Below are 24,113 nucleotides of genomic sequence, written 5' to 3' on the forward strand. Positions count from 1 at the left end.
AAGAATAAAAAAATGATTGGATTACCCTCCAATCATTTTTTTTATGCTATTGAGCTTCATTAAAGCTTCAATGGGTGTCAAAGTATTGATATCTATTTTCGTAAGCTCCTCGCGGATATTCTCCAGAACAGGATCATCAAGCTGGAAGAATGAAAGCTGCATATTTTCCTCAGTTACCCTCTTGATACTTTCAGAAGTACCTCCACTTCCCTGGGTTCTGCTGGCTTCAAGGGTTTTAAGGATTTCATTTGCTCTGTTAACCACCTTCGCAGGCATTCCTGCCAGTTTTGCCACATGGATACCGAAACTGTGCTCACTTCCACCCGGAACAAGCTTTCTCAGGAAAATAATATTTCCTTTGTTTTCCTGAATAGAAACGTGGAAATTTTTCACCCTTTCAAAATTGACGGTCATTTCATTCAGCTCATGATAATGCGTTGCAAATAAGGTCTTTGCCTGGGTTGGGTGCTGATGAAGATATTCCGCAATCGCCCATGCAATAGAAACCCCATCATAAGTAGATGTTCCACGGCCGATCTCATCCAGTAAGATCAGACTTCGCTCTGAAATATTATTCAGAATATTGGCTGCTTCATTCATTTCTACCATGAAAGTAGATTCTCCCGCAGAAATATTATCGGTAGCTCCTACCCTTGTAAAGATCTTATCCAGCATCCCGATTTCAGCATGCTTTGCCGGTACAAAACTTCCGATCTGAGCCAGAAGACACACAATGGCTGTCTGACGCAGAATTGCCGATTTACCGGCCATGTTAGGCCCTGTTACCATGATAATCTGCTGGGAATCTTTATCCAGGAAGATATCATTCGGGATGTACTTTTCTCCTAAAGGAAGTGCATTCTCAATAATTGGGTGTCTGGCTTCTTTTAAGTCGATTGCATAACCGTCATTCAAAACAGGTTTTGTATAGCTCTCGGAAACAGCCAGTTCGGATAATCCGGCAGCAACATCAAGCTGGGCAATGATATTGGAATTCCCCTGAATCTGATCAATATACACCATCGTTTCTGCGCATACATTTCTATACAGTGAAGTTTCCAGAACCCCTATTTTTTCTTCTGCGCCAAGAATCTGGTTTTCGTATTCTTTTAATTCTTCGGTAATATATCGTTCAGCATTTACCAGGGTCTGCTTTCTAACCCAGTCATCCGGAACTTTATCTTTATGTGTATTCCGGACTTCAATATAGTATCCGAAAACATTATTAAAATCAATTTTCAGACTGGTAATGCCGGTTCTTTCAATCTCCCTCTGGCACATTTCATCCAGAAATCCACGTCCTTTGCTCTGAAGGTTTCTCAATCTGTCCAGCTCTTCAGAAACGCCCTCCTTAATGATATTTCCCTTGGCAATACTTACAGGAAGTTCTTCATTAAGATGATTCTGAAGAAATTTAATCAATTCTTCCTGGTCAAATAAAGGTTCAAGCCATGCCAGCACATCTGCATGAGGATGCAGTAAAGCTTTGATTTTATGAATATTAATTAAACTTTGACGCAGATATCCCAGTTCTTTTGGAGAGATTTTCTCTGCAGCCAGTTTTCCCATCAACCGGTCTAGGTCAGAAATGGATTTCAGAAGCTGGCAGATCTCATATTTCAGATGATCATTTTCATTTAAAAAGTCAATCAGGGAGAGTCTCCTCGTGATCTCATCCACAGATTTTAAAGGAAGAATAATTCTTCTTCTCAGTAACCTCCCTCCCATCGGAGTAGAAGTTTTGTCGATAATATCCAACAGAGATTTTCCTTGTGGATTACTTGGATAAACAATTTCCAGATTTCTCAGGGTAAAATTATCCATCATCAGATAATCTTCCTGGGGAATGATCTGAAGCTTTGTGATATGGGAAAGAAGATTGTGATGCGTATCCTCTACCAGATAAGCAAAAATAGCCCCTGCAGCAGTGATCGCCAACGGAAGACTTTCCACACCAAAACCCTTTAAAGAATTGGTTTTAAAGTGATTCGTTAATTTTTCATAAGCAAAATTATATTGGAAAGCCCAGTCTTCAAGCTTAAAGGCATTTTTGTTTTTTATCTGTTCCGGAATCTGTGTACTTCTCTGAAAAATAATCTCACTCGGATCAAAAGTATTGACAATATGTAATAGCTTTTCCAGGTTTCCTTCACTTACCAGAAATTCTCCTGTAGAGATATCCACTAAGGCGATTCCGTATTTCTCTTTTTCTTTATGCAATGAAAGAAGGAAATTATTCTTTTTGGAATTTAATACCTGGTCATTGAACGTAACGCCGGGAGTAACAAGCTCAGTAACCCCTCTTTTTACAATTCCTTTCACCATTTTAGGATCTTCCAGCTGATCACAGATCGCGACTCTCATTCCCGCCCTCACCAGTTTCGGAAGATAGGAATCTATGGAATGGTGTGGGAAACCAGCCAGCTCCACACTTCCTTCACCGTTATTTCTTTTGGTAAGGACAATTCCCAGAATCTGAGATGTTTTCACAGCATCCTGCCCAAAAGTTTCATAAAAGTCCCCTACCCTGAAAAGTAAAAGCGCATCCGGGTATTTACCCTTGATGGTATTGTACTGTGTCATTAACGGGGTTTCCTTCTTTGATTTTGCCATAGTAAAAAATGAGCCCCAAATTTAAAAAAATAATTCAGGGTAATAGAATTGTTTATCGGTTAATCTTCCCTCTCTTTTCTTTATCAGTAATTAATCGTATTTTCACCATCAAATCACATTATTTATGGAATTTCCTGTTTTAGAGACAGAAAGGCTTATTTTGCGCCAGCTTACTTTTAATGATACCCAGGACCTGTTCGAGTATTTTTCTCTGGATGAAGTCATGCAATATTATGACCTGGAAACCTTTAAAACAGAAGATGATTCCCGGCGCATTATCCGGCATTTCAACAGTGAATTTGAAAAAGGGAAGGGATACAGATGGGCCTTGGAACTGAAATCCAGCGGAAAAGTTATAGGTACATGTGGCTATCATAACTGGTACAGGGAACATTTCAGAGCTGAGATCGGCTATGAACTCAATCCTAAATTCTGGCAGCAGTCTTATATGAAAGAAGCCATTCTTCCTATCCTGACCTATGGGTTTGAAACCATGAGGCTGCACCGTGTAGATGCATTCATAGATCCATCCAATATTTCTTCTGAAAAGCTGTTGTCTTCTTTAAATTTCAGTAAAGAAGGCACGTTGAAAGATTATTTTTTTGAAAAAGGAAAATTCGTTGATGCAACAATCTTTGGACTTATCAATAAATAAGCGGGAAGCTCGAGGATGGAAGATGTAAGTTTGTATGTGTCATGTAATGGCTGGTTATCTTTTAAAGGTATTTAAGTTGTACTAAGCTGTGAAGAGTCTTCCAGCTTCCAGCATCCTTTTTCCTTTCTTCTTTATTTCCCTGCCTTCAGATGTCTTTCCAATGCTTCTGAACTTTTCTTATAGGCCCATTTCTGTTTGTAATTCACCCATTTAGCTTTGAAAAGCTTTCGCATCAGCTTATCTGTGTATCTCATAATAAAAACATGATACAGCATATTGGCAAAAACATTAGGTTTATTGGGAAGAGCCCTTAAAGAAAGGGAAAAACCAGGTTCCAGGTATCGGTTAAAATGCCAGAAAGCCCCAGGAATAAAAAGGGCATCGCCATGCTCCATGAAAATCTCGTATCCTCTGGCATATTTCAAGGCGGGAAACTTCTCATAATCCGGATTTTCATAATCCAGTTCGTAAATGGTATGGACGGATAAAGGAACTTTATATAAAAAAGGAGACTGTTTCTGATCAAACAGCAGGATTCTTTTCTTACCTTCAAAATGAATATGCATAAAATCACCCAGGTCTACATCATAATGCATTAAAACATGTGCTTCGCTTCCTCCGAAAAATAAAGTTGGAAGCCTTTTAAAAAACTTCATACCAAGGTCCGGATATGTAAAATTTTTCAGCAGCTCAGGAAGTTTATCTGTGATGATATAGAAAAAGATCCGAAGATCCGAAGGTTTATTTTTTATGGTATCAATATATTCCTTCATTTTCATCCGGGTTACCGGAGCATCAGAACTTTTCGATGCATCAGCAGGTTTATTATCATACAGGGGAACTTCCTGATCTCCCGCCTTTTCACGGATATAGGCAAGATTCCATTTGTCAAAAGCATCCCATCGGCTGGCAAAATTCTTGATTAACAAGGGTTTCTGCTTTTTAAAATAATTTTTCTGAAAATCTTCTTTACTGATATCATTGACAATATCTACGTTTTCGAGGATCATGTATTTTGAATTTAATGCGAAATAAAAATAGTCTTTTTTTGAAACTTGCAAAAATTTTAAAAGAAGAGATGTAAGCTAAAGAAAAAAATTAATGCAATTCCGCAGTACAAAACAGCCCGCCTTCTTACCGTTTGAAGCTCATCCCAGCAGATACATTATGACAGAGATGATTCCTCCCAAAATAATAACCGCGCATCCCTGCGGGCTCTTAGATCTTCTGCTGCCGTATTTATTCACATAATGGCCGCTTACCCAGGTCCCGTTTTTTTTAAAGTGCCCTTTTCTGTAATATCCCATATTTTAGTTTTAAGACAAAATAAGGGGGTCTGTCAAAATAAATATTACGGTTTTCCGTAAATCAGCACTAAATGAAAAAAAATTATATTTGTGGTAACAAGTGAATTTATGAGAGTCTACAATACCAAACATTTCCTTAAAATCCTTTTCAGTTTGCACAAAAGTGATACCCTGAAAATTCTTTTTCCAAGTATGCTTCTTGTAGGGTTGTACTCATGGGGAATTCAGTATCTGGAGGTGGAATATCTGCATCTTACCTCAAAATCAGGGATCAGCAATGTGGGAATGATTCACTCTCTGCTGGGTTTTGTGCTTTCACTTTTATTGGTATTCAGAACGAATACCGCTTATGACAGATGGTGGGAAGGCCGAAAACTTTGGGGAAAACTGGTGAATGACACCAGAAACTTTGCGATAAAAATCAATACCATTCTTGGTGATAACCGTCAGGATGCTGAACAGATTGCAAGATATCTGAAATTCTTTCCTCATTTTTTAGCGAAACATCTCTCTAAGGAATCTACAAGACTGGCTTTGGATGAAGATTATTCTGAAATTGAAAGTTCTTTAAAAAATCATGGCCCAAGCGAAATGATTATCCTGTTAAGTCATAAACTGAACCAATTAAAAAAAGAAAGAAAAATCTCAGAAGTTGAAATGCTGTATTTAGACACTCAGCTTTCAGGGTTTCTTGATGTATGCGGAGGCTGTGAGAGAATCAAAAACACCCCGATTCCTTATTCTTACTCTTCTTTCATTAAGAAATTTATTATTCTGTACGTTTTTGCCCTGCCTATTGCTTACGTGATCACCATTGGGCTTTTCATGATCCCTCTTACCGTTTTTGTATATTATGTACTGATGAGTCTTGAGCTTATTGCAGAAGAAATTGAAGATCCTTTCAACAATGATGAAAATGATATTCCTATGGAAACCTTAGCCCAGAATATTGAGAAGAACGTACATCAAATCATGAACCGAAAATAAAAAATCAAGCTATTAAAGCTTGATTTCTTTCAGTTCGCCGTCCTGTTTTATTTCTACAAATTTACTTTCCCTGTTAGCTGCAGAATATCCATAGAAAAATGTACTGTATATCGGAGTTGAGTACAAATAGGCTCCATAACCGTTATAGGCATCTGAAGTTCCGGTTTGCTTCTGATAACTTGCTGTGGCTGTAAAATTGACGATGGTTTCAAGGTAATATTTCCCCGGCTTCAGCTTTTCGAATTTAAACCTTCCATGATCATCCGTTAAGGCTTCTACTCTATATTTGAAAGCTTCTTCAGACATATATACTGTAGTCTTTTTATTTTCATATTTCCTTCTCATGTCGTAAAATTCCTGAAAATAAGGTGTTACAGGAAATAGCATGACAACAGTTCCTTTGGGTGCATAATGTTTTTCTCCAAGCAATGGCTTAATACCCCAATTGTTTTTTTGTTTCGTGGAAGCTACTCCTTCAATCGTAGAATTTCCAAAGCCCAGCATATCTCTTGCAAGTTTTTTATCGAAAAAAGCCTGAGGATAATAGGTATTCTGTGCTTCCAGATACATAAATCCAAACATTAATATGAATAATGTGAATAATTTTTTCATAGTATATTTTTGAGTCAAATATAAGTATTTTACTATTTTTGAAATAAAAATAGCTATGAAGTATATTTTCTTATTATTTTTTTCTGTTTCTGCCGTTGTCACGGCACAGAAACCTTGTGGATACAAAGACGGATTACAGGAGGGATCCTGCAGAGAATTTTATGACAACGGGCAGGTAAAAAATGTGGTAGAGTGGAAAAAAGGAAAACTGGACGGTGATGCTGTTTTTTATTATGATACCGGAAAAATACAGTCAAAAGGAGAATACAAAAAGGGATTCAAAGTCAAAGAATGGTCCTATTTTGATAAAAATGGGGTACTCACTTCCAAAGAAGCTTTCAGAAACGGAGAAAAAAATATTTATGATAACAGCCTTACAGCTACTTTTTACTCTCCGGCCGGTAAAATAACTGAAATTTCGAATTATAAATTCAATAAATTACAGGGAGAAAGCAAAACCTTCTATGAAGACGGAAAATCAATAAAGGACGTGGGCCAGTATGATAATGGTCTTGCTGTAGGAAAATGGAAAGTGTTTTATCCGTCAGGAAAGTTACAGCGCGAAACTGAATTTGCCAACGACAAAAGAAACGGCAACAGAGTTCATTACCGTGAAGACGGAAGCATAGAAAAGACAGAGGTCTATAAAGACGGAAAATTAATCTCAACAAAATAATACAATTGGTACAGAAACTAAAACTGGAAGAGCTTAACAGAATAGATGTGGAAACATTTAAGAAGGTTGAAAAAATTCCGGTGGTCATCATTTTAGATAATATCAGAAGTATGCACAATGTGGGTGCAGCCTTCAGAACGGCAGACGCTTTTTTAATTGAAAGAATAATCCTTTGTGGAATTACGCCTCAGCCCCCTCACCGCGAGATCCATAAGGCGGCATTGGGCGCTACGGAAAGTGTAGACTGGTCCCATGAAACAGATACCAATACGGCGATTGCTGATCTGAAAAGCAAAGGTTATGAAATCATCGGGATTGAGCAGACGACTGACAGTCAGCTGATCACTGATTTTACGATTGATCAATCAAAAAAATATGCTTTGATTTTAGGAAATGAAGTAGAAGGAATCAGCGATGAAGTTCTTCCTGAAGTGGATGTTTTTTTAGAAATTCCACAGCTTGGAACCAAGCATTCTCTTAATGTAAGCGTATGCGCCGGAATTGTGATGTGGGAATTTGCAAAAGCGTTAAAATAAAAAAACTGCATATGTCCTTAGTAGACAGTGCAGTTTGAAATAAATCTAATAAAAAGTAAAAATGAAAGGCGACAAAGGTACTTTATTTTTCTTTACGAACAAATTTTGACGGCACTTTTTTTGTTTCACCTTAAAAAAAGTCGGGTTTTCAGAAAAAGTTTCATTTAATTTTTTATAAATTAGCACAATGTTTATCAAGGACTATATCTCAAAAGACTTTCCATGTTTTAGCCTGTCTGACTCCATAGAGTCGGCCAGAAACACCTTGGAAGATTTTGGATATTCCCACGTTTTCATCAAAAAATCCCATCACTTCTACGGAGCTCTTGCCATGGACTTTTTATATGAAGAAGACGGTGGTACCCTGAAAGATCTGGAACATCAGATTGAACGGTTTGCCATTCTGGAAGACAACAATATTATGGACAGCATCCGTCTGTTTTATACCTTCAGTTCCAATGTGATTCCGGTGATCAATAAAAGTGAAAAGTATCTGGGATATATTACCTGTGAAGATATTTTCCAGGACCTTTCCCGTTATCCGCTGTTTTCAGAAACCGGAGCTATTCTTACGATAGAAACTCCTGCCAGAAAATATTCTATGACGGAAATTGCCAATATCGTAGAAAGTAACAATTCGAAGTTTTACGGAGGATTTATAAGCTTTATGTCGGATGAAGTGATTCATGTTACTATAAAAATCAGCAATGAAAATCTGGCCTCGATAGACTCAACCTTTGACCGGTATGACTACAGAATTGTTGAGAAATACTATTCTGATGAAAAATCCGATCTGTTTAAAGACCGATTTGGTTTTTTACAAAAATTCATAGAAATATAACATGAAGGCAGCCATATATTCTCAGAAAAAAGATCTTGATACTTTTTTATATTTAAGCAAGTTTATCTCTGAACTTGAAGCAAGAGGTGTAAAATCTGTTCTGTATGATGAAATGGCTGAGGCATTGCAGTTTTCAAAAATATTTGAAACCTTCAATTCCAAACAGGATCTTCTGGATAAAGAAGTGGACCTGTTCTTCACTTTCGGTGGCGATGGAACGATTGTCAACTCTTTAACTTTTATTGAAGATCTCGAAATTCCAGTAGTGGGAGTGAATACGGGAAGATTGGGGTTTTTAGCCTTTTTCACGAAAGAAGAAGCCTTTAAAGAACTGGATTCTATCTTAAAAGGGGATGTGAAAACCAGCCGCCGTTCGGTGATTGAAGTTGTTTCTCCAAAGCTTGAAGGGGCTTTTCCTTACGCATTAAATGATGTTACCGTTTCCAGAAAAGAAACCACATCCATGATCACCGTAGATTCTTATATCAATGATGAGTTTTTGAATGTATTCTGGGGCGACGGTGTAATTATTTCAACCCCCACCGGTTCTACTGCCTACTCTCTGAGCTGTGGAGGACCAATCATCTCTCCCAACAACGAAAATTTCGTCATCACTCCTATTGCCCCTCACAATCTGAATGTGAGACCTTTAGTCGTAAATGATAAAGTAGAAATAAAATTCAGGGTGGAAAGCCGGGTACCTCAATACTCTCTTTCCTTAGACTCCCGATTGATACATATAGAAACGGATAAAGAAATCATTATCAAAAAAGCAAAATTCCAGCTTCTTCTCGTACAGCCCAACAGTTTAAGTTTCTACGAAACCATCCGCCAGAAGCTACTTTGGGGCAGAGATAAAAGAAATTAGCAATTTCTTAAAAATGATTACCTTTACACGAAATTAAAACACCTAATAAATTTATAACAAAAAGCAAAACATGAGCAGAATTTTTCCGGCAGGAGTTGCCACAGGTCAGTTAGTTACTGATATCTTTCAGTATGCTAAAGAAAACAAATTTGCATTACCTGCAGTAAACGTAATTGGATCAAGCAACATCAACGCTACGATGGAAACTGCAGCGAAATTAAACGCTCCTGTAATTATTCAGTTTTCAAATGGAGGAGCTTCTTTCAATGCAGGAAAAGGATTAAGCAATGACGGGCAAAAGTCTGCTATCTTAGGAGCAATCGCTGGAGCAAAACATATTCACACTCTTGCAGAAGCTTACGGAGCAACTGTAATTTTGCATACAGACCACTGTGCAAAGAAATTACTTCCTTGGATCGACGGATTAATGGATGCGAATGAAGAATTCTTCAAGCAGACAGGAAAATCCCTTTACTCTTCTCACATGTTGGACCTTTCTGAAGAACCTTTAGAAGAAAACCTTGAAATTTCTGCTAAATATTTCGAAAGAATGGCTAAGCTTCAGATGACTCTTGAGGTTGAAATCGGGGTTACCGGAGGTGAAGAAGATGGTGTTGACAACTCAGACGTTGATAACTCTAAATTATATACTCAGCCTGAAGACGTAGCTTATACTTATGAAAAACTAAAAGCTATTTCTGATAACTTTACTATTGCAGCTGCATTTGGTAACGTACACGGAGTTTATAAGCCTGGAAACGTAGTTCTTACTCCGAAAATCCTTGACAATTCTCAGAAGTATGTTCAGGAGAAATTCGGAACGGCTGCCAAACCGATCAACTTTGTATTCCATGGAGGTTCAGGATCTACTTTGGAAGAAATTAGAGAAGCTATCGACTACGGAGTTATCAAAATGAATATCGATACTGACCTTCAGTTTGCCTATACAGAAGGAATCAGAGATTATATGGTAAATAATATTGAATATTTAAGAGCTCAGATCGGAAACCCTGAAGGAGAAGAGAAGCCTAACAAAAAATTCTATGATCCAAGAGTTTGGGTAAGAAAAGGTGAGGATACATTCTCTGCAAGATTGGTGAAAGCATTTGAAGATTTAAATAACGTAAATACTTTAAAATAAGAACTGTACAACTGTATCAATGTAAAAAATATTCATAAGAAATAGATTTACATTGGTACATTTTACATTTATACATTAATACAAACAAAAATGGCATTCGACTGGTTTAAAAGAAAAGCAAAAAACATTACCACTTCTACTGATGAGAAAAAGGACGTTCCCAAAGGCCTGTGGCATCAGACTCCATCCGGAAAAGTTGTGGAACATGATGAACTAAAGAGAAATAACTACGTTTCTCCTGAAGACGGATTTCATGTGAGAATAGGAAGTGCAGAATTTTTTGACATCCTTTTTGATGGGGGTAAATTTACCGAACTGGATGCCAATGTTGAAAGTATTGATATCTTAAACTTCAAAGATACAAAGCCTTACAAAGACCGTCTGAAAGAAGTGAAAGCTAAAACAAAGCTTACCGATTCTATCAGAAATGCTGTAGGAACTGTAAAAGGAACTGAAATGGTCGTTTCATGTATGGATTTTGCTTTCATCGGAGGATCTTTAGGTTCTGTAATGGGAGAAAAGATCAGAAGAGCCATAGATTACTGTATCGCACACAAGCTTCCGTATATGATTATCTGTCAGTCCGGAGGAGCGAGAATGCAGGAAGCAACTTACTCTTTGATGCAGCTGGCAAAAGTTCAGGCTAAATTAGCTCAGCTTTCTGAAGCAGGACTTTTATATATCGCTTACCTTTGCGACCCTACATTTGGGGGAATCACAGCTTCTTTTGCAATGACTGCTGATATTATTATGGCAGAGCCGGGAGCACTGATTGGTTTTGCAGGACCAAGAGTTATCCGTGAAACGATCGGTAGAGACTTACCGGAAGGGTTCCAGACATCCGAATTCTTGCAGGAAAAAGGATTTGTAGATTTCATCGTAAAAAGAACTGAAATTCAGGATACAGTTGCCAAAACAGTTAATTTATTAGCTGTAAAAGCATAGTATCTGTAACAAAAACAATACAGTCTCTCTCTAATTAGGGAGAGATTTTTATTTATGAGGACTTTTAAGATATTTTTCAATACCATCAGAAGTATGAGTTTTAAAAAGATTATGCGTCTTTTATCACTTGTCCTTCCCCATCCTCTTTTCTCCCTATTAAGTTTCTATGCTACGGTGAAAGCTTTTACCATAGCACAAAAAAGATTCCCTAAAACAGCCTCTACTAACGGAATTGGAAATGCTTTCAGACATGCCCTCTGGTGCTGCTTCATCATGATGTACTGCTGTAAAATTTCGTCTCCCAAAAAAGCGCTGGATTTCTGCAAAAGAATCACAGACATGCATGAAGAGCTGTTCCCTAATGAGCCTTTGGAAACCAAAATGGATCTTCATAACAATAAATTCGGCATGGATTATTTTATGGAACTCCTACCTGGAATTCACCGCCAGTTTTTTGAGAAGAGTTTCTTTGTAGACGGATTGATCAAAAAAATGGATGATGCCAAAGTTCTGAAAAACCTGGATGATGATTTTGAAGGACATCTTGTTTACCTGGAAGAGTAATTTTATTCTTTGACGCAACGAATACGCAAAGGAAATATAAAGCTTTATGCATATTTTCGTTCGCAAGGGCATTGCATTCAGCTATGTTCTCTAACTTAAATTCTCTTTGCTTAGTGATAACGCCTTTACGAACGAAAAAATCAAACTGCATCATTAAAAACCTTTGCGGACATTGCGTTAAAATATATTTAAAACCAGCAACCATCATTATTTCTTTTTCCCAGCAGAATTACAAAAGACTTTAGTTATTTTTGTGGTTTAAAGTATTTTTGATAAGTTTAAACAATTAAATCAATCAGATGGTTCTCAGCAGAATTTGGTCGGCTTTCATTATCATTGCCATTGCCATTGCCAGTATAAAATACGTCTCGTCAGGTCACTACAAAACCATTTTCAATGACATGGTGGTAGGAAAAGGAGGTGATACAGTGAAGATTGCTTCACAGCCTATGAACAGCCTCTCTCCTGTTATCAGAGACAGTCTGATGAAAAAAAATGATTTTGCCGACAGCAGAATTCACTACAAAACAGATTCTTTAAAGCAAAATGTAAATATTTACCGAGTTCAGGAAGCAGACGGAGTGATCGGAACTTCAGAAACCGCAGTAAAGATCTGCCTCGGCCTTATTGGGATCATGACCTTATTTATGGGATTCATGAGCATTGCTGAAAAGGCAGGCGGAATCAACCTTTTAAGCCGTCTGATTCAGCCGTTTTTCTCAAAGCTGTTCCCTGACATTCCTAAGAATCACCCTGCATTCGGGCATATGCTGATGAATTTCAGCGCCAACCTTCTAGGATTGGATAATGCTGCTACTCCTTTTGGGTTAAAGGCTATGGAAAGTCTCCAGACTTTAAATCCCAATAAAGATACAGCCAGCAATTCACAGATTATGTTCCTGTGTCTCCATGCCGGTGGCATGACATTGATTCCAGTTTCCATTATTGCAATCAGGGCCTCTATGGGTTCCAAAACGCCTACAGATATTTTCCTGCCCTGTATGATTGCTACTTTCGCAGCAACCCTGGCAGCAATGATCATTGTTTCTTTTTACCAGAAAATTAACCTGATCCGCCCGATAGTAATAGCTTATGTAGGGGGAATTTCAGCAGTGATTGCGTTATTGGTTTTGTATTTGGTTCAATTGAGTAAAGATGAACTGGATGACTTCAGCAAAGTATTGAGCAATGGATTGATTCTCTTCATTTTCCTGGCGATTGTATTGGGTGCCGTTTATAAAAAGATCAACGTTTTTGATGCTTTTATTGAAGGGGCAAAAGAAGGTTTTACAACCTGTGTTAAGATTATCCCTTACCTTGTCGGAATGCTGATCGCCATTTCATTATTAAGAACCTCCGGTGTTTTCGATGTGATTATCGACGGAATGAAGTGGGTGGCCAACGTTGCCAATATGGATCCTAGATTTGTGGATGGCCTTCCAACTGCTTTAATCAAACCTTTATCCGGTTCCGGAGCCAGAGGAATGATGGTAGACACGATGACAACATTTGGAACTGATAGTTTCCAGGGAAAATTGGCAGCAGTTCTTCAGGGAAGCTCAGATACGACGTTTTACGTGATCGCAGTATATTTCGGGGCTGTAGCTGTTAAAAATACAAGATATACGGTAATTGCCATGCTTTTGGCCGATCTGGTAGGTATTATCACTTCTATCGCCTTGGCTTATTTATTCTTTGCTTAATAAAACAGTTGCTGGTTTTTTAACCATGAAAAAAGATATTAATGAGCTACGAAAAACTTGACATTTACAATATTGCTTTTGAATTGTTTATTGAAACACATAAATTATCGCTCAAACTACCCAAATATGAATTATATGAATTAGGAAGTCAATTGAGACGTTCTGCAGATTCTGTTGTGACGAACATTGCAGAAGGTTATGGAAGAAACAATTACAAAGGTGACTTTATCAGATTTCTTACTTACTCTCAGGCAAGTTGTGACGAAACAGTTTGTCACTTGTCAAAAATCAATCGTCTCTATCCGGATTTAAGCTCAGACTTTAAAGAAAAATCAGAACAATACAAACTCTTAGGAGGAAAAATCAATAACTTTATAAAATACGTCCAATTAAGCTGGCGAACCTAATCCAAACCAACAACTAGCAACTAGCAACTAGCAACAAAATACCTATTATGATTACAGATAAAGAATTTACACTAAGACTCATCCGCCAATTAACCCAGGCCCTGGAAAAACTGATTCTGGACAAACCTGAGGAAAGCTTAATGCAGAAAGAGCTGGATTTTGATACTTTGATGAGAGATATTTTCAAGATGAGCTTTACAGAAGTAGCCTCAATGACTAAAGAAGAAATGATTGCCCTGGTCAATGAGAAACAGGAAAGGGATCACAAAGACTATTATGAAATGCTTGGAAATCTTTTCTACTTTAACAGCAGACATGATCATAACAAAGATTTTCAGGATAAAGCTAAAACATTCTACGAGCGGTACCTTCAGACCAGCGGTATTTTTGCCCTTCCGGTGATTAACAGAATAAACGAATTAAAAAAAGCACTTGAATAAAGTGCTTTTGTATTTTTAGAAAGTAATTTTATAAGTACCGGTCGAAGAAGTGTTGGCCTTCTCGGCCTTTACATACTTCTTAACCCAGGCCACGGATGTAGATGATATACAAGGATCTGAAATACCTCCCGCCCTTCTTGCAGATACCACATTTCCCGCTTTATCTACAGTGTAAGAGATCGTAATCGATCCGCTTGCCGTACAGCTGTGAGACGGCTGCGCTCCTCCTCTTCCCATAGTTCCCGGGATATAACCAACGAGCTTTCTGTCAATTCCTACTTTACTGTCTCCATTTCCATCACCACCTAAAGGATCTCCAGCATTTCCAATGCCATCTCCTGTTCCCTGGCTGCCTGCTTTTGTTCCCCTTCCCTTGATCAGATTTCCTATGGCCGCCGTTCCTTTTCCGTCACCACTCCCTGTTTTTGAATTGGCCGTAGCAGCGCCCGATTTTTTAGTATTTTTAGAAGCACTTGTACTGGTAGCTTCTTTTTTCTCAGCTTTTTTTGATTCTTCTTTTTTAGGAACAGTTGTCTTTGAGTTATTTCCAGTGATCACCTTCTCCTTCACTTCCGTTTTCTTAGGTTCCGGCGTAGGTACAGGCTCTGGCTTCACAACAGTTTTCGTCTCCGGAACAGTCGTTTCCGCAGGTTCAGGTGTTACTTCTTCTGTAGCCGCAGCAAGGCTTCCCGGCTGTTCAGCAGGCTCTTCGATCCCTTTTCCGTTTCTGTTGTCCCCGAAATTCACAAGCATTGTGGTAACCACTTCAGGGTCTTTATCCAGTTCAGGTTTTAATTTATATAAAAAAACAAAAAGCAGAATAGCAGCCCAGATCAGAATAGAAAGCAGTGCACTCTTTATCCTATCTTTATTCTCTTCATTTCTGTTTGCTGTATAGCTTCTCATCTTACAAAGTAGTTCTATCCGGAAAACCGGGTATATTATTTATCTTTAACCGTTGCAATGGCTATGTTAAATTTGTGCTTTTCAGCAATTTCCATTACGAAAACAACATCTTTGTGCAGGGTGTTTTCATCAGCTCTGATTGTAAACGATTTGTTGGTCTGACCTGCTAACTTATCTACAATAATCTTCTCCAGCTCTCCTTTATTAGCAGGGTTATCATCTACAAAGAATGAACCATCCGGTTTAATACTTACCGTTAAAGGATTGGGAATATTATCATCAACTGCTCCGGCTTTAGGAAGATTCACATCAATAGCGCTCTGGTTGGCCGCTGAAGAAGTAATCATAAAGAAAATCAGCATCAACAGGATAACATCTGTCATCGCTGCTAAACTGAATTCCGGATTCGCTTTATTTCTTCTTTGAATTTTCATCGTAAGAAAACTTATAAAGGTTTATTGATAAGGTCTAAAAATTCTCCTGACATATTCTGGGCCTTCAGCACAAATTTATCAATCCTTGTCAAAAGGATATTGTAACAGAAGTTGGCAGGAATTGCCACCGCCAAACCTACAGCAGTTTGTCCCAAAGCAGTATAAATACCTTCTGAAAGCGTTTTCGGCGAGAAAGATCCTGTAGCATGAGATAAATTAAAGAAAGCAATGATCATCCCGATTACTGTTCCTAAAAGCCCCAGCATGGGAGCAATACTCGGTACTACAGCCAAAAGGTTCAGGTTTTTCTCCATATTAGCCACTTCTACCTGTGCCTGTGCTTCCATAGCACTTACAATATCTGAAACGGGACGTCCCAATCTTGAAATTCCTTTTTCTAAAATTCTTCCTTCCGGAGAGTTCTGGGTTTTGCAGTAATCTGCTGCAGCCTCTATTTTTCCAGCCTTGATAAAATCTTCGATATTATTCATGAAGTTGGAATCTGTTTTTGAAGCCAGCCGTTTAATGAAGAAAAATCTTTCAAAAAACAGATACAGAGAAAACACTCCCAACAGCAATACAGTGACCATCACTATTTTAGCAAAAGCCCCACCGTGGAACATAATCTTCCAGAATGAGAACTCTAAATTGTCCGTAGCAACTGCGGGTGTGGTGATTTGTGCAAATAAAATCTGAGAAAGTTCCGTTAACAGCATTAAATGTGAATTTTATTAAAGTTTCAACGACAAATGTAGTAGAATATTATGAATTGAACTCTTAAAAATTGCTTAAAAACAACTTAAAATTTGTTACAATGCTACAAACAGCAAATTTCTTTCCAAAAATAATTCTGAAAAGAAATTTGATATTAAAAAGAATGAAGATTTCGGTTAGTCCTCGTCTACCTCAATGTCATCCTGCTTAAACTCGCATTTTAATCTAAAAGGAATCGGAGTATCTGATCCGGTATAGAAATCATCAATGGTCCCTTTCCAGATTACCTGAAGCTCTCCTTCCTCATTTCTTTCAAAAAGAAGCTCATTGTCATAGATATAGGCTTCTTCGTCATCGAAAAGGTCAACTTCTGTATAGGTTTCCTCGTCAGAATCATTGATTTTGATAGTCTTTCCTTCTATTTCCGTCGATTCGATAGGGAAATCGAAAACTTCAAGTGAAAGCTGTGGAAAGTTGTACTGTAATGAATCATCATCTACGTGATCCAAACTGTCATCCGTAATCACTTCAACCTCTAAAAAATGTTGCTGGTTGCTGTAAACGGCCTTACAATAAGTATTTCTGATATTGTATTTTAGCGTTTCCTCCGGATGGTAAATTTTTAAAATCCCTTTCATTTTTTCTTAAAAAAGAACTGTAATAATATGATTGTTAAACGTTTTAGACAAAGATAAAAAATTGATTTAAAGTTAAAAGGATTTTGAAAATTATTTTTTTAAAATCAGGCCTTTCCATAAGCCGGAGTATTCCAATAATACTTACTTTTGCTTTATAAAGATTCTGAAAATGAAAAATATTGTATCAAAAGGTATTCTTGGATTAGGATTGATGATCAGTCTTGCTTCCTGCAAAAAAACGGATTCACCCCTGACAAAAGTGACCCCCAGCAACCTGGATTCTATTGCTTCCAACTACTATGAGCAATATCTCAAGCTATACCCTTTAGATGCTACAGCACAGGGAGATACAAGGTATAATGACCAGCTGTCTATCAATATTGATAAAGATTTTATTTCAGGAGAAATAGCATTCTATACCTCTGTACAGAAACAACTGGAGCATGTAGATTATAAAACTCTTTCAGATGATGATAAAGTAGTATATGATGTACTGGATTATACTTTAAAAGATAAAATTGAGGCCTATGCCTATCATCCGGAATATATTCCTTTTACACAGTTTGGAGGACTTCCGCTTACTTTTCCTTTGTATGGAAGCGGACAGGGCAACCAACCTTTTAAAACGGAAAAAGATTACAGCGACTGGCTGAAGAGAATGGAAAAATTTCCGGAATGGATGGATGCCGCAGCAGATAACTTCCGTGAAGGGATCAACAATAAATTTGTCCTTCCTAAAAAGCTGGTCATCAAGATGATTCCTCAAATGAAAGCCGAGGAGATTACCACTTCTGATATGGAAAAGAATATTTTCTATGGACCCATTAAAAATTTTCCGAAAAGCTTCACCCAGAATCAAAAAGACAAATTTTCCGGATTATATAAGGATGTCATTACTAAAAAAATAATCCCTGCCTATATTAAAATGGCAACATTTTTAGAGAAAGAATACCTGCCAAAAGCAAGAGATACAGATGGATATAACAGCCTTCCCAACGGTAATGAAATTTATGGCTATTATGTAAAAAGCTGGACAACCACCAAAAAATCTCCTGATGAGATTAATAAAATCGGGCAGCAGCAGGTAGCTATGCTTCGTGCAGAAATGGAAAAGGTAAAACAGCAGGTAGGTTTCTCCGGAACCCTGGAGGAGTTTATTACTTTTGTAAAAACAGACCCAAAGGCAATGCCTTACAAAACATCTAAGGAAGTCCTGAATGCATTCAATGGTATTTTAACAAAAATTACTCCGAAGCTGAAAACAATGTTTAATGTAACGCCAAAAACAAAGTTTGAAATCAGACAGACAGAGAAATTCAGGGAGGCAAGTGCAAGTGCAGAATACCTCCCGGGGACACCGGATGGAAAAAGACCGGGAATCTTTTATGTTCCGCTTCCCGATCCTGCCAAATTCAATGTTACTTCGGGAATGGAGTCACTTTTCCTTCATGAAGCCATTCCTGGGCATCACTATCAGATGTCCCTTCAACAGGAAAATACAAAGCTTCCTAAGTTTATGAGATTCGGGTGGTTTGGAGCTTATGGTGAAGGATGGGCACATTATTGTGAAACATTGGGCCCTGAATTCGGTTTGTATACAGATCCTTACCAGAAAATGGGATATTTAAGCGATCAGATGTTGAGAGCGGTAAGACTTGTCGTAGACACAGGTCTTCATACCGGAAAAATGTCAAGAGAACAAGCCATTAAATATTTCTTGAGTAATATTTCTTATGATGAAGGAGCCGCTGTAGCAGAAGTTGAACGATATATGGCAATGCCGGGGCAGGCTTTAGGTTATAAAATAGGCTCTCTGAGAATCCGAGAGCTGAGAGAAAAATATCAGAAGGAACTGGGGAACAAATTCAATCTGGCAAGCTTCCACGATGAAGTACTGAGCCAGGGATGCCTTCCTCTGGATGTTCTGAACAGAAAGATGGAGCTTTGGGCTCAAAAACAAAAATAGTTTCAATGAAACTATTTTTGTTTTTTTTAAGTATTTTCTTGATGGCTTTGAGTTGTCAAAAGGAACAGGGTTTCGAAAATTTTAATGTTGACATTAATTTACCTGATAATGATACTATCCTACTTCTCTCTAAATATCCGGAACTGAAGCTTTACAATAGTGAAATTATTGAAAGCAAGACAAGAACAGCCCATATTGTTCAGGCTGCAAGTTATTCAGATGGCTTTCGTAAAGGAATATTTCTATTCGACGATTACAAGTGTAAAGCCATCTATCAGCGTGATACGCTTAATATAAAATTGAATAATTACAATGGATATTTTGGAAACGGAGTTTTGATTAAAGTATTTAACAATCAGTTTTATATAAAAGATATTGATCCTGGAACATTAAAAGGTGAAGAAAAATTCAAAAAGGCTAGAGTTTTTAGTCAGAAACTGATTCTAAACAGCAATAAATTCAATAAAAATGATAGCATTTATGGATTCTTAGATTATAAATGTAATATTGACAGTTCAATTGATAAACACTTTAAAGGATATTTTAAAACCATAATACAATAATAATTGATATGATCACAGAAAGTCTCAGATCTCTTTACAGCAGAGATTTAAATAAACTAAAAGCAGAAATAGAAGCTTATCAAACCGAAGAAAATCTTTGGAAAACTGATAAAAACATTGCCAACTCTGCGGGTAATCTAACTCTTCATCTTGTTGGAAATCTCAATCATTTTCTGGGGACACACCTTGGAAATACAGGATATGTCAGGCAGCGTGACCTGGAATTTTCCTTAAAAAATATCCCAAAGGCGGAGCTTATTGAAAAGGTTACAGCCACTGCAGCAATGATAGATTCAGTGCTTTCCCAATTATCTGACGAAGATCTGAAAAAAGAATATCCTCTGATTGTTTTTGAAAATGCCATGACTACTGATTATTTCCTTATCCATCTGCTTGCCCATCTGGATTATCATCTGGGACAGATCAATTACCACAGAAGGTTATTGGACAATTAATCATTCTTTTGCAAAACCATGTCAAGGTTTTGAACCTTGACATGGTTGAAATTACGAAGATATCTAGAATATTACTTCTCAAACAACATTTTCGTAATAAAATCCTTCTCTCCTTTTCCTCTCGCCGGAGAATATTCTCTTCCATAGAAAATGATCTGAAGATGAAGCTTATTCCACACTTCTTCCGGGAATAACTTCTTGGCATCACGTTCTGTCTCAACAACATTTTTTCCTGATGTAAGTTTCCACTGTGTCATCAGGCGATGAATGTGTGTGTCCACTGGAAAAGCCGGAAATCCAAATCCCTGACTCATCACTACTGAAGCCGTTTTGTGTCCTACTCCCGGAAGTGCCTCCAATTCTTCATAAGTCTGAGGAACGATACCATTATGACGTTCTAACAGAAGTTCGGCCATTTTTTTAAGGTTTTTAGCTTTGGTATTGGATAGCCCTATTTCTTTAATTAATTCCTTGATCTCAAATTCTTCTAATTTGGCCATTCTTTGTGGAGTTCCTGCTACTGCAAAAAGGTCAGGTGTTACCTGATTTACCTTTTTATCTGTTGTCTGTGCAGAAAGTGCTACGGCAACCATTAATGTATACGGATCCGTATGATCCAACGGAATAGGTGTTGTAGGATATAACTTATCCAGTTCTCTCTGAACGAGTTCAGCTCTTTGCTTTTTTGTCATGTAACCCTTAAATTTGAACAAAATTAAATCATTATGCTGAAAGTTGGAGATAAATTACCTGAATTTGAAGGACTCAATCAAGACGGAGAACCCGTAACCTCATCACAATTAATTGGAAAAAAACTGGTGGTTTTCTTCTATCCTCAAGCGAATACGCCAACCTGTACGGTAGAAGCCTGCAATCTGAGCGATAATTATTCCAGGCTTAAAAAAGCGGGATTCCAGTTATTGGGAGTAAGTGGTGATTCTATAAAAAAACAGAAAAATTTTCATAGCAAATTTGCTTTCCCTTACGATCTTATTGCGGATGAAAACCGCAATATTATTGAGAAATTCGGAGTATGGCAGGAGAAAAAGACGTTTGGAAAAACATATATGGGAATTGTAAGAACCACTTTTATTTTTGATGAAAATGGAGTATGTACAAGAGTGATTGAAAAAGTTACATCAAAAACTGCCGCAGAGCAAATTCTGGAAGAATAACAATTTTTTAAACACAAAGATCACAAATCCTTTCACAAATAGTATGATTTAAAATCTATGTTATTTGTGAAAGGAATTTTTTTATAGCTGTTTTTACTCTGTTTCGTAGTAATTGAGTTCCTCAGTCTCTCCAGGAAGTATGACGTGTTTCTTGAACTTTAATCCTAGTTTTTCGATCAGTTTTTGAGAAGAGAGATTATCTTTGGAAATAATAGCAGATATTTTTGTCAATCCAAAATCATCCATCCCGATAGATTTAACCTTCTGAGCAGCTTCAAAAGCATAGCCTTTTCCTTCAAACTCTTCCAATAGGGAATATCCTATGTCTACAATATCCAGCCCGTCTCTTTCAAAGATTCCTACTGCTCCTACTTTTTCATTTCCTTCTTTAGTTATTAAAAGATAGTTTCCAAATCCCAGTCTTTCAATTTGTGGGGCAAATCTGTTCAGGATATAATTTTCAGCATCTTCAATGGAATTTACATTACGGTTGCCGATATGCTGAATAAATTTTGGTCTGTTATAAAGCTCAAAGATAAAATCTTTGTCTTGACGGGACATGGGACGGAGAATTAATCGCTCAGTCTCATATATATTATCTGCGCTTGGATGTTTTTTGGGGCTCATCTTTCTTTGGTTCTTCTTTTTTTTCGATTTTTAAAAGTCTCGGATTATTAGCACATTTTTTATTGTAAAGCTCAATATAGGTTCCATTGTCTTTTACATTAGTTACAGCACCTGTAGATTTGTTTACTGTTACTGTATAATGTGTTTTCTGATAAGGACATTCCTTTGAAGTAACTTTCCCGAGGTCCAGATAATAATTCGATTTATCTTCATGATAATTACCTGCAAGATCCTTGAATTCTTCATCAACCATGTATCCGTCAGCAGCTGATACTACGGCCGCTTCCTGGGCATTGTCGATTCTTCCTACGAATTTTTTAAGCCCGTCAACATCAGTAATATAATTCACCTTTCCTCCTTCGGAATATGCGATATAATAAAAACTGTCTTCACTGGGGAACAAATTGAATCCCGAGAATTGAGGAATATAGTTTACCTTTCCCGAAATCCTTATTTCTTCGCCTTTTCCATAATTATTGAATACCAGCACCCACGAGTCAACCTTATTATCAGGATTAATTTGCTGTAAAATGCTGTGAATACTTGAAAATTTTTTCTTCTCCTGGGAATATCCTAAGATTCCCAAAAGTAAAAATATAAGAATTGTAAATCGGGTCGCAGTTTTAATCATAGTTTAAAAATCAGCAGAAAATATACCAAATTTTACATAAACTTTTCGCCTTTCTTAAAGTTTTTAAGGTCAAGAATATAATCCTTGATAAGCTGGTCATTATCCCGGGGACAGATAAGAAGCGCTTTATCAGTATCTACCACAATATAGTTTTCGAGTCCGTCAATAATTACGGCCTTATTATTATTTTTGAGACGGATGATATTTCCTTTTGAATTATAAGTAAGCAAGTGCTTTAATTTTACAGCATTTCCGTCTTTGTCTTTTTCTGTATTTTCATACACGGAGGTCCATGTTCCAAGGTCACTCCATCCCAGGTCCGACGGAATCACATATACATTTTTGGCTTTTTCTAAAATACCATTATCTATAGAGATCTTCTGAACTTTCGGATATATAGTTTCAATGCAGCTGTTTTCTTTTTCCGAATTATATTCACAAGCCATAAAATGCTGCATCATCTCAGGGAGATAAAGACCGAAAGCATGGTGAATGCTTTTCACATTCCATACAAAAATTCCGGCATTCCAAAGGAAATCTCCACTTTCCAGGAAGCTTTGTGCAATTTCAAGGATAGGTTTTTCTGTGAATGTTTTCACTTTAAAATATTCGGACCCCTTTTTTTCCACAAACTGAATATAGCCATACCCCGTATCAGGTCTTGTTGGAGTAATTCCTAATGTAACCAGGTAGTCATGCTTTGAAGCAACCTCAAATGCAAGTTCCACTTTTTCCAAAAAAACATCCTCTTTAAGAATCAGGTGATCTGCCGGCAATACGATCATAGTTGCATCCGGATTGATCTCGGCAATTTTGTTCGCCATATACAGATTACAGGCTGCTGTATTCTTCATAAGCGGCTCACCCACAATATTCTCTTCAGGAATTTCCGGAAGCTGCTGATGGGAAAGAGGAACGTACTCTTTATTGGTAATCACGAATATCTTTTCTTTAGGAATTACCTTACTGATTCTGTCGTACGTCTGCTGAATCATTGTACGGCCTGTTCCTAAAATATCCTGAAACTGTTTTGGAAATTTCTGCGTGCTTATAGGCCAGAATCGACTCCCAATTCCTCCCGCCATTATAACGCAGTATCTATCTGATTTTAGCATTCTTAGACACATTTTTCTACCCTCGCCAATGGTTTGAAAGAATACTTCCTGCCAGTAGCCAGATTCTTACAAAGATAGTTTTTTTTAACCAGACCTTCCAATAAATACTTTTCGTTGCGGTATATAAAGAATTCGCCTTTCTTAAGTTCTTCAATAAAACAAAGACTATCATCCTGCTTTTCAGTATGAAAATATCTTACTAAATCCGGACTGGCCATAAAATTTGCTTTTGGTGATTTCGAAAATTTTATGATGATAGGTTTTAGTTCATCATCATAAATTTCGAGGCTTTCAAGGAGCATATTTCTGAACGTTTCTTTCCATTCGTTACCGTGAGGAGAGATTCTGCGTCCGTATTTTTCGAATGCAATCAGATGTGCCAGTTCATGGGTCAGCACAAAGAAAAAAAGCTGTGGGGTAAGGGTAGAGTTTACCGTGATTTCATGAGAATGATCCGGAAGTTTTCTGTAATCTCCCAGTTTTGAATTTCTGTTTCTTGTAACTTTTATATGTATATAGTAATCTGAAAACCAGATTCTTAAATATTTAAGTGTATTTTGAGGTAAATATTTTTCTAGAGATTGGATAGACATT

General features: G+C 37.3%; 29 protein-coding genes. 16 read left to right on the plus strand and 13 right to left on the minus strand.

Annotated elements, in window-relative coordinates:
- Positions 1-21 precede the first annotated feature (21 nt).
- Complete coding sequence (gene mutS / locus CRS_RS07890) at positions 22-2,613, minus strand: DNA mismatch repair protein MutS (RefSeq protein ID WP_142723517.1); 2,592 nt, start codon at positions 2,611-2,613, stop codon at positions 22-24.
- A 124-nt stretch (positions 2,614-2,737) separates the two neighbouring features.
- Between mutS and CRS_RS07895 the strand changes: the two genes are divergently transcribed.
- Positions 2,738-3,268, plus strand: a complete 531-nt coding sequence (locus tag CRS_RS07895; protein ID WP_142723518.1) for a GNAT family N-acetyltransferase — start codon at positions 2,738-2,740, stop codon at positions 3,266-3,268.
- A gap of 131 nt (positions 3,269-3,399) precedes the next feature.
- Here the strand turns inward: CRS_RS07895 and CRS_RS07900 are convergent, their stop codons facing one another.
- Both CRS_RS07900 and CRS_RS24370 read right to left on the minus strand, forming a co-directional pair.
- Positions 3,400-4,278: a cupin-like domain-containing protein gene (locus tag CRS_RS07900; RefSeq protein ID WP_142723519.1), complete on the minus strand. Its 879-nt coding sequence runs from the start codon at positions 4,276-4,278 to the stop codon at positions 3,400-3,402.
- 138 nt (positions 4,279-4,416) lie between these two features.
- The gene (locus CRS_RS24370) at positions 4,417-4,575 is read right to left on the minus strand and encodes a hypothetical protein (protein ID WP_172617024.1); all 159 of its coding nucleotides are present in this window, start codon (positions 4,573-4,575) and stop codon (positions 4,417-4,419) included.
- Between the two features lie 108 nt (positions 4,576-4,683).
- Between CRS_RS24370 and CRS_RS07905 the strand changes: the two genes are divergently transcribed.
- On the plus strand, positions 4,684-5,562 hold the full coding sequence (locus tag CRS_RS07905; protein ID WP_142723702.1) for a bestrophin family protein: 879 nt from the start codon (positions 4,684-4,686) through the stop codon (positions 5,560-5,562).
- Between the two features lie 12 nt (positions 5,563-5,574).
- Here the strand turns inward: CRS_RS07905 and CRS_RS07910 are convergent, their stop codons facing one another.
- Positions 5,575-6,174, minus strand: coding sequence for a hypothetical protein (locus CRS_RS07910; protein WP_228451207.1), 600 nt, complete (start codon positions 6,172-6,174; stop codon positions 5,575-5,577).
- A gap of 55 nt (positions 6,175-6,229) precedes the next feature.
- On the opposite strand from CRS_RS07910, the gene CRS_RS07915 reads away from it, so the two are divergent.
- The 10 genes from CRS_RS07915 (at position 6,230) to CRS_RS07960 (ending at position 14,295) form a co-directional block, all read left to right on the plus strand.
- Positions 6,230-6,850: a toxin-antitoxin system YwqK family antitoxin gene (locus tag CRS_RS07915; RefSeq protein WP_142723521.1), complete on the plus strand. Its 621-nt coding sequence runs from the start codon at positions 6,230-6,232 to the stop codon at positions 6,848-6,850.
- Between the two features lie 5 nt (positions 6,851-6,855).
- Complete coding sequence (locus tag CRS_RS07920; protein WP_142723522.1) at positions 6,856-7,386, plus strand: RNA methyltransferase; 531 nt, start codon at positions 6,856-6,858, stop codon at positions 7,384-7,386.
- A 187-nt stretch (positions 7,387-7,573) separates the two neighbouring features.
- A complete protein-coding gene (locus CRS_RS07925; protein WP_142723523.1) occupies positions 7,574-8,227 on the plus strand; it encodes a CBS domain-containing protein in 654 nt (217 codons plus the stop codon).
- Position 8,228: 1 nt separating this feature from the next.
- The gene (locus CRS_RS07930) at positions 8,229-9,095 is read left to right on the plus strand and encodes an NAD kinase (protein WP_142723524.1); all 867 of its coding nucleotides are present in this window, start codon (positions 8,229-8,231) and stop codon (positions 9,093-9,095) included.
- A gap of 70 nt (positions 9,096-9,165) precedes the next feature.
- Positions 9,166-10,236, plus strand: coding sequence for a class II fructose-bisphosphate aldolase (gene fbaA / locus CRS_RS07935; RefSeq protein WP_142723525.1), 1,071 nt, complete (start codon positions 9,166-9,168; stop codon positions 10,234-10,236).
- A gap of 90 nt (positions 10,237-10,326) precedes the next feature.
- On the plus strand, positions 10,327-11,181 hold the full coding sequence (accD, locus tag CRS_RS07940) for an acetyl-CoA carboxylase, carboxyltransferase subunit beta (RefSeq protein ID WP_047426596.1): 855 nt from the start codon (positions 10,327-10,329) through the stop codon (positions 11,179-11,181).
- Between the two features lie 54 nt (positions 11,182-11,235).
- A complete protein-coding gene (locus CRS_RS07945) occupies positions 11,236-11,745 on the plus strand; it encodes a hypothetical protein (RefSeq protein ID WP_142723526.1) in 510 nt (169 codons plus the stop codon).
- Positions 11,746-12,044: 299 nt separating this feature from the next.
- Entirely contained in the window at positions 12,045-13,448 is a 1,404-nt protein-coding gene (locus CRS_RS07950) for a nucleoside recognition domain-containing protein (protein ID WP_142723527.1), read from the plus strand.
- A gap of 41 nt (positions 13,449-13,489) precedes the next feature.
- The gene (locus CRS_RS07955; protein ID WP_142723528.1) at positions 13,490-13,855 is read left to right on the plus strand and encodes a four helix bundle protein; all 366 of its coding nucleotides are present in this window, start codon (positions 13,490-13,492) and stop codon (positions 13,853-13,855) included.
- A 47-nt stretch (positions 13,856-13,902) separates the two neighbouring features.
- Positions 13,903-14,295, plus strand: coding sequence for a hypothetical protein (locus tag CRS_RS07960; RefSeq protein WP_142723529.1), 393 nt, complete (start codon positions 13,903-13,905; stop codon positions 14,293-14,295).
- A gap of 15 nt (positions 14,296-14,310) precedes the next feature.
- Here the strand turns inward: CRS_RS07960 and CRS_RS07965 are convergent, their stop codons facing one another.
- The 4 genes from CRS_RS07965 to CRS_RS07980 form a co-directional block, all read right to left on the minus strand.
- Complete coding sequence (locus tag CRS_RS07965; RefSeq protein WP_142723530.1) at positions 14,311-15,201, minus strand: ferric siderophore ABC transporter substrate-binding protein; 891 nt, start codon at positions 15,199-15,201, stop codon at positions 14,311-14,313.
- Positions 15,202-15,236: 35 nt separating this feature from the next.
- On the minus strand, positions 15,237-15,635 hold the full coding sequence (locus CRS_RS07970) for a biopolymer transporter ExbD (protein ID WP_002982137.1): 399 nt from the start codon (positions 15,633-15,635) through the stop codon (positions 15,237-15,239).
- Between the two features lie 11 nt (positions 15,636-15,646).
- Positions 15,647-16,351 carry a MotA/TolQ/ExbB proton channel family protein gene (locus CRS_RS07975; RefSeq protein ID WP_142723531.1) on the minus strand — a complete coding sequence of 235 codons (705 nt, stop codon included), beginning with the start codon at positions 16,349-16,351 and terminating at the stop codon, positions 15,647-15,649.
- A 174-nt stretch (positions 16,352-16,525) separates the two neighbouring features.
- On the minus strand, positions 16,526-16,987 hold the full coding sequence (locus CRS_RS07980) for a hypothetical protein (RefSeq protein ID WP_142723532.1): 462 nt from the start codon (positions 16,985-16,987) through the stop codon (positions 16,526-16,528).
- Between the two features lie 169 nt (positions 16,988-17,156).
- Here CRS_RS07980 and CRS_RS07985 point away from each other — a divergent pair, with 169 nt between their 5' ends.
- Genes CRS_RS07985 through CRS_RS07995 form a run of 3 tightly spaced genes read left to right on the plus strand, consistent with a single transcriptional unit; the run spans position 17,157 to position 19,971 of the window.
- Positions 17,157-18,953 (plus strand): DUF885 family protein, encoded by a 1,797-nt coding sequence (locus CRS_RS07985; protein ID WP_142723533.1) that lies wholly within the window; start codon positions 17,157-17,159, stop codon positions 18,951-18,953.
- A gap of 5 nt (positions 18,954-18,958) precedes the next feature.
- Positions 18,959-19,516 carry a hypothetical protein gene (locus CRS_RS07990; protein WP_142723534.1) on the plus strand — a complete coding sequence of 186 codons (558 nt, stop codon included), beginning with the start codon at positions 18,959-18,961 and terminating at the stop codon, positions 19,514-19,516.
- A gap of 8 nt (positions 19,517-19,524) precedes the next feature.
- Positions 19,525-19,971 carry a DinB family protein gene (locus CRS_RS07995; protein WP_142723535.1) on the plus strand — a complete coding sequence of 149 codons (447 nt, stop codon included), beginning with the start codon at positions 19,525-19,527 and terminating at the stop codon, positions 19,969-19,971.
- 71 nt (positions 19,972-20,042) lie between these two features.
- On the opposite strand, the gene nth is transcribed toward CRS_RS07995, so the two are convergent.
- The gene (gene nth, locus CRS_RS08000; protein ID WP_142723536.1) at positions 20,043-20,663 is read right to left on the minus strand and encodes an endonuclease III; all 621 of its coding nucleotides are present in this window, start codon (positions 20,661-20,663) and stop codon (positions 20,043-20,045) included.
- Between the two features lie 33 nt (positions 20,664-20,696).
- On the opposite strand from nth, the gene bcp reads away from it, so the two are divergent.
- Complete coding sequence (gene bcp, locus CRS_RS08005; RefSeq protein ID WP_142723537.1) at positions 20,697-21,146, plus strand: thioredoxin-dependent thiol peroxidase; 450 nt, start codon at positions 20,697-20,699, stop codon at positions 21,144-21,146.
- Positions 21,147-21,239: 93 nt separating this feature from the next.
- On the opposite strand, the gene CRS_RS08010 is transcribed toward bcp, so the two are convergent.
- Genes CRS_RS08010 through CRS_RS08025 form a run of 4 tightly spaced genes read right to left on the minus strand, consistent with a single transcriptional unit; the run spans position 21,240 to position 24,112 of the window.
- Positions 21,240-21,773 (minus strand): GNAT family N-acetyltransferase, encoded by a 534-nt coding sequence (locus CRS_RS08010; RefSeq protein WP_142723538.1) that lies wholly within the window; start codon positions 21,771-21,773, stop codon positions 21,240-21,242.
- Positions 21,742-22,404: a hypothetical protein gene (locus tag CRS_RS08015; protein ID WP_142723539.1), complete on the minus strand. Its 663-nt coding sequence runs from the start codon at positions 22,402-22,404 to the stop codon at positions 21,742-21,744. The genes CRS_RS08010 and CRS_RS08015 overlap by 32 nt, the downstream gene beginning before the upstream one ends.
- A gap of 32 nt (positions 22,405-22,436) precedes the next feature.
- Entirely contained in the window at positions 22,437-23,519 is a 1,083-nt protein-coding gene (locus tag CRS_RS08020; protein WP_228451208.1) for a mannose-1-phosphate guanylyltransferase, read from the minus strand.
- Between the two features lie 2 nt (positions 23,520-23,521).
- The gene (locus CRS_RS08025; RefSeq protein ID WP_142723540.1) at positions 23,522-24,112 is read right to left on the minus strand and encodes a SprT-like domain-containing protein; all 591 of its coding nucleotides are present in this window, start codon (positions 24,110-24,112) and stop codon (positions 23,522-23,524) included.
- Between the last annotated feature and the right edge of the window lies 1 nt (position 24,113).

The organism is Chryseobacterium sp. ON_d1 (genome assembly GCF_006829085.1).
Lineage (GTDB): Bacteria > Bacteroidota > Bacteroidia > Flavobacteriales > Weeksellaceae > Chryseobacterium.

Bases quoted from the DNA above. Each gene is read 5' to 3' on its own strand.
- mutS (WP_142723517.1), bottom strand. From the start codon at position 2,613: ATGGCAAAATCAAAGAAGGAAACCCCGTTAATGACACAGTACAATACC.
- CRS_RS07895 (WP_142723518.1), top strand. From the start codon at position 2,738: ATGGAATTTCCTGTTTTAGAGACAGAAAGGCTTATTTTGCGCCAGCTT.
- CRS_RS07900 (WP_142723519.1), bottom strand. From the start codon at position 4,278: ATGATCCTCGAAAACGTAGATATTGTCAATGATATCAGTAAAGAAGAT.
- CRS_RS24370 (WP_172617024.1), bottom strand. From the start codon at position 4,575: ATGGGATATTACAGAAAAGGGCACTTTAAAAAAAACGGGACCTGGGTA.
- CRS_RS07905 (WP_142723702.1), top strand. From the start codon at position 4,684: ATGAGAGTCTACAATACCAAACATTTCCTTAAAATCCTTTTCAGTTTG.
- CRS_RS07910 (WP_228451207.1), bottom strand. From the start codon at position 6,174: ATGAAAAAATTATTCACATTATTCATATTAATGTTTGGATTTATGTAT.
- CRS_RS07915 (WP_142723521.1), top strand. From the start codon at position 6,230: ATGAAGTATATTTTCTTATTATTTTTTTCTGTTTCTGCCGTTGTCACG.
- CRS_RS07925 (WP_142723523.1), top strand. From the start codon at position 7,574: ATGTTTATCAAGGACTATATCTCAAAAGACTTTCCATGTTTTAGCCTG.
- CRS_RS07930 (WP_142723524.1), top strand. From the start codon at position 8,229: ATGAAGGCAGCCATATATTCTCAGAAAAAAGATCTTGATACTTTTTTA.
- fbaA (WP_142723525.1), top strand. From the start codon at position 9,166: ATGAGCAGAATTTTTCCGGCAGGAGTTGCCACAGGTCAGTTAGTTACT.
- accD (WP_047426596.1), top strand. From the start codon at position 10,327: ATGGCATTCGACTGGTTTAAAAGAAAAGCAAAAAACATTACCACTTCT.
- CRS_RS07945 (WP_142723526.1), top strand. From the start codon at position 11,236: ATGAGGACTTTTAAGATATTTTTCAATACCATCAGAAGTATGAGTTTT.
- CRS_RS07950 (WP_142723527.1), top strand. From the start codon at position 12,045: ATGGTTCTCAGCAGAATTTGGTCGGCTTTCATTATCATTGCCATTGCC.
- CRS_RS07955 (WP_142723528.1), top strand. From the start codon at position 13,490: ATGAGCTACGAAAAACTTGACATTTACAATATTGCTTTTGAATTGTTT.
- CRS_RS07960 (WP_142723529.1), top strand. From the start codon at position 13,903: ATGATTACAGATAAAGAATTTACACTAAGACTCATCCGCCAATTAACC.
- CRS_RS07965 (WP_142723530.1), bottom strand. From the start codon at position 15,201: ATGAGAAGCTATACAGCAAACAGAAATGAAGAGAATAAAGATAGGATA.
- CRS_RS07970 (WP_002982137.1), bottom strand. From the start codon at position 15,635: ATGAAAATTCAAAGAAGAAATAAAGCGAATCCGGAATTCAGTTTAGCA.
- CRS_RS07975 (WP_142723531.1), bottom strand. From the start codon at position 16,351: ATGCTGTTAACGGAACTTTCTCAGATTTTATTTGCACAAATCACCACA.
- CRS_RS07980 (WP_142723532.1), bottom strand. From the start codon at position 16,987: ATGAAAGGGATTTTAAAAATTTACCATCCGGAGGAAACGCTAAAATAC.
- CRS_RS07985 (WP_142723533.1), top strand. From the start codon at position 17,157: ATGAAAAATATTGTATCAAAAGGTATTCTTGGATTAGGATTGATGATC.
- CRS_RS07990 (WP_142723534.1), top strand. From the start codon at position 18,959: ATGAAACTATTTTTGTTTTTTTTAAGTATTTTCTTGATGGCTTTGAGT.
- CRS_RS07995 (WP_142723535.1), top strand. From the start codon at position 19,525: ATGATCACAGAAAGTCTCAGATCTCTTTACAGCAGAGATTTAAATAAA.
- nth (WP_142723536.1), bottom strand. From the start codon at position 20,663: ATGACAAAAAAGCAAAGAGCTGAACTCGTTCAGAGAGAACTGGATAAG.
- bcp (WP_142723537.1), top strand. From the start codon at position 20,697: ATGCTGAAAGTTGGAGATAAATTACCTGAATTTGAAGGACTCAATCAA.
- CRS_RS08010 (WP_142723538.1), bottom strand. From the start codon at position 21,773: ATGAGCCCCAAAAAACATCCAAGCGCAGATAATATATATGAGACTGAG.
- CRS_RS08015 (WP_142723539.1), bottom strand. From the start codon at position 22,404: ATGATTAAAACTGCGACCCGATTTACAATTCTTATATTTTTACTTTTG.
- CRS_RS08020 (WP_228451208.1), bottom strand. From the start codon at position 23,519: ATGCTAAAATCAGATAGATACTGCGTTATAATGGCGGGAGGAATTGGG.
- CRS_RS08025 (WP_142723540.1), bottom strand. From the start codon at position 24,112: ATGTCTATCCAATCTCTAGAAAAATATTTACCTCAAAATACACTTAAA.